Here is a 2,820-nt window from a genome sequence, read left to right as displayed (position 1 = left end):
CGGCGCCGGACGCGCCCGCAAGGAGGACCCGGTGCAGGCCGGCGCCGGGGTGCGCCTGCATGCCAAGCCGGGGGCCGTGGTGCGCGCCGGCGAACCGCTCATGACGCTGCACACCGATACCCCCGAACGGTTCGAGCGGGCCCGGGAAGCCCTGGCCCACGCCGTTCTCATCGGCCCGGAAGGGGACCGGCCGGACCAGCGCCTGGTCATCGGCCGCATTGCCGGCTGAGCCGCCCGGCGCGGCCGCTTAATCAACCTGATGGACCAAGCGGCTTCCGGCCGCCGGCACCATTTCCGGCGTGGCAACGTTGGAACAGGCAACCGGCGGACAGGATAAACACGTGCAGGCACTCATGGACGCAATCAACGTCTTCATCGTCGATGCGGCGGGCCAATGGTGGGTTTATCCGCTGTTGTTCGTCCTGTGCACGGTGGACGGCTTCTTCCCGCCGCTGCCGAGCGAGTCCGTGGTGGTGGCGCTGGCGGCGGTTGCCGTCTCCGCCGGAGTGCCCAACATGTGGCTGGTGGTGCTGGTCGCCGCGCTCGGAGCCATTGCCGGGGACAACATTGCGTACGCGATCGGCCGGGCAATCGGTACCGAGCGCTTCGCCTGGATGCGCCGGCCCCGGGTGGCCGCGTCCTTCGCCTGGGCCCGGCGCGGCCTGGAGCATCGCGGCGCCGTGCTGATCCTCAGCGCCAGGTATATTCCGGTGGGCCGGGTGGCGGTGAACATGACCGCCGGCGCCACCGGCTACAGCCGGCGCCGTTTTGTCCCCTTCACCCTCCTGGCCGGAGTTTCCTGGGCCCTGTACTCCGCGGCCGTCGGCACGCTGGCCGGACAGTGGGTCAGCGACAACCACCTGGTGGCCGTGGTGCTGTCGGTGGCCATCGCCATGCTCCTGGGCCTGCTGGTGGACTATCTCCTCAAGCTCGGCGGCAGGCTGCAGCGGGCCAAGCTGCGCCGCCAGCTGCGCGCCCGGATGGCAGCGAATCGTCCGGCCGGCACCGGGCCGCGGCCGGGGCGCGAACTGGCCGATGTCCGGCCCGATGCGGGCCCGGATGCCCTGCCGTAAGGTGGTGGCTGTGACTGAGCCTATTTACTCTGCTGCATTTTCCGCGGACCGCACGGCCGACATTGACATCGATTTCCGCAGCCTGCCCAAGGTCTCCCTGCACGACCATCTCGACGGCGGACTGCGGCCGGCGACCATTATCGAACTGGCCGCCGAAGTCGGCCACGAACTGCCCTCCACCGATGCGGTGGCCCTGGGGGAGTGGTTCCGCGAATCCGCCGATTCCGGCTCGCTGGTCCGCTACCTGGAGACGTTCGACCACACGGTCGCGGTCATGCAGACCAAGGAGGCGCTCTTCCGCGTCGCCAAGGAATTCGTGGAGGACCTGGCCGACGACGGCGTGGTCTACGGCGAGGTGCGCTGGGCGCCCGAGCAGCACCTGTCCCGCGGCCTGACGCTGGATGAGGCCGTCGAGGCGGTGCAGGCGGGCCTGGACGCCGGCGTCGAGGCGGTGGCCGAAACCGGCTGGCCGATCCAGGTGGGCCAGCTGATTACCGCCATGCGGCACGCGGACCGGGGCCAGGAAATCGCCGAACTGGCCCTGCGCCACCGGGACAAGGGCGCGGTCGGGTTCGACATTGCCGGTGCCGAGGACGGCTTCCCGCCGGCCCGGTTCAAGGACGCCTTCACCTACCTGGCCGAGAACCAGTTCCCGGTGACCATCCACGCCGGAGAGGCGGCCGGAGTGGACAGCATTGTGGATGCGCTGGTGAACGGCCGGGCCCTGCGCCTGGGGCACGGCGTGCGCATTGCCGAAGACATCCGGGTGGACTTCACCCCCGAAGCCGGCGACGCGCAGGACGGCGCGGCTGCCGCCGGCGAGGACGGGCAGGGCCTGGCCATGGTCACCCTGGGCCGCGTGGCCGCGTGGGTGAGGGACCGGGGCATCCCGCTGGAGTGCAGCCCGTCCTCGAACCTGCAGACCGGGGCCATTGCCCCCTTTGGCGAGGGCATCGAGAGCCATCCCTTCGACCTGCTCTACCAGACCGGCTTCAAGGTCACCATCAACGTGGACAACCGCCTGATGAGCGGCGTGACGCTCTCGGACGAGTACGAACTGCTGGTGGAAACCTTCGACTACGACCTGGACGACCTGCTGGAGATCACGCTGAACGCCGCCGAGGCGGCGTTCCTGCCGCTGGAGGAACGCGAGGCGTTGGTGGACTACATCACCGAGGGCTTCCAGGCCCACCCGTGATGGCGGTTCGCCCGGGAGGACTGTGGCCATGACGACGACGGCCGTGGCACGCCTGCTCGAGGTGGTCGCGCAGCTGCGCGAGCACTGCCTGTGGACGCGGGCGCTGACGCACGAATCGCTGGTCGGGTACCTGATCGAGGAGGCGCACGAGCTGGCCGACACGATCGGGGCCGGCCGGGCAGGCCCGGCGCCTGCCGGCCTGGACGTCCAGGAGCTGAAGGGCGAACTGGCGGACGTACTGTACCAGGTGGTGCTGCATGCGCGGCTGCAGGAAGAGCAGGGCCGGTTCTCCTTCGAGGATGTCGCGGCCCACCTGACCGAGAAGCTCATCCGGCGCAACCGCCATGTGTTCCGCCCGGACGGGACACTGCGGGGGAGCTTCCCGGCCACGCTCGAGGAGATCGAGCGCAGCTATGACGCGGTGAAGGCGGCCGAGCGCCCGGACCGGGCCGGCCCCTTCGCGGGCGTTCCGGCATCCCTGCCTGCGCTGACGCTGGCCGCGAAGACGCTCGACCGCGCCCGGCGTGCCTCCCCGGTGGCTGGCCGGGG

Annotated in this window: 3 protein-coding genes and 1 pseudogene; all 4 read left to right on the top strand. The window is 70.5% G+C overall.

From position 1 onward, the window contains the following. Positions 1-229, top strand: a pseudogene (locus tag ACFQ36_RS22020) (thymidine phosphorylase); the annotation flags it as partial. A 112-nt stretch (positions 230-341) separates the two neighbouring features. Continuing rightward, on the top strand, positions 342-1,073 hold the full coding sequence (locus ACFQ36_RS22015) for a DedA family protein (RefSeq protein WP_377017590.1): 732 nt from the start codon (positions 342-344) through the stop codon (positions 1,071-1,073). A 10-nt stretch (positions 1,074-1,083) separates the two neighbouring features. Continuing rightward, complete coding sequence (locus ACFQ36_RS22010; protein ID WP_377017588.1) at positions 1,084-2,271, top strand: adenosine deaminase; 1,188 nt, start codon at positions 1,084-1,086, stop codon at positions 2,269-2,271. A gap of 28 nt (positions 2,272-2,299) precedes the next feature. Further along, on the top strand, positions 2,300-2,820 hold a 521-nt coding region (locus ACFQ36_RS22005; protein ID WP_377017586.1), incomplete at its 3' end, for a MazG nucleotide pyrophosphohydrolase domain-containing protein.

This window comes from Arthrobacter sp. GCM10027362 (assembly GCF_042679445.1).
Taxonomy (GTDB): Bacteria; Actinomycetota; Actinomycetes; order Actinomycetales; family Micrococcaceae; genus Crystallibacter.
The sequence above is the reverse complement of the archived record's forward strand: the minus strand, read 5'-3'. Positions and strand labels throughout refer to the sequence as shown.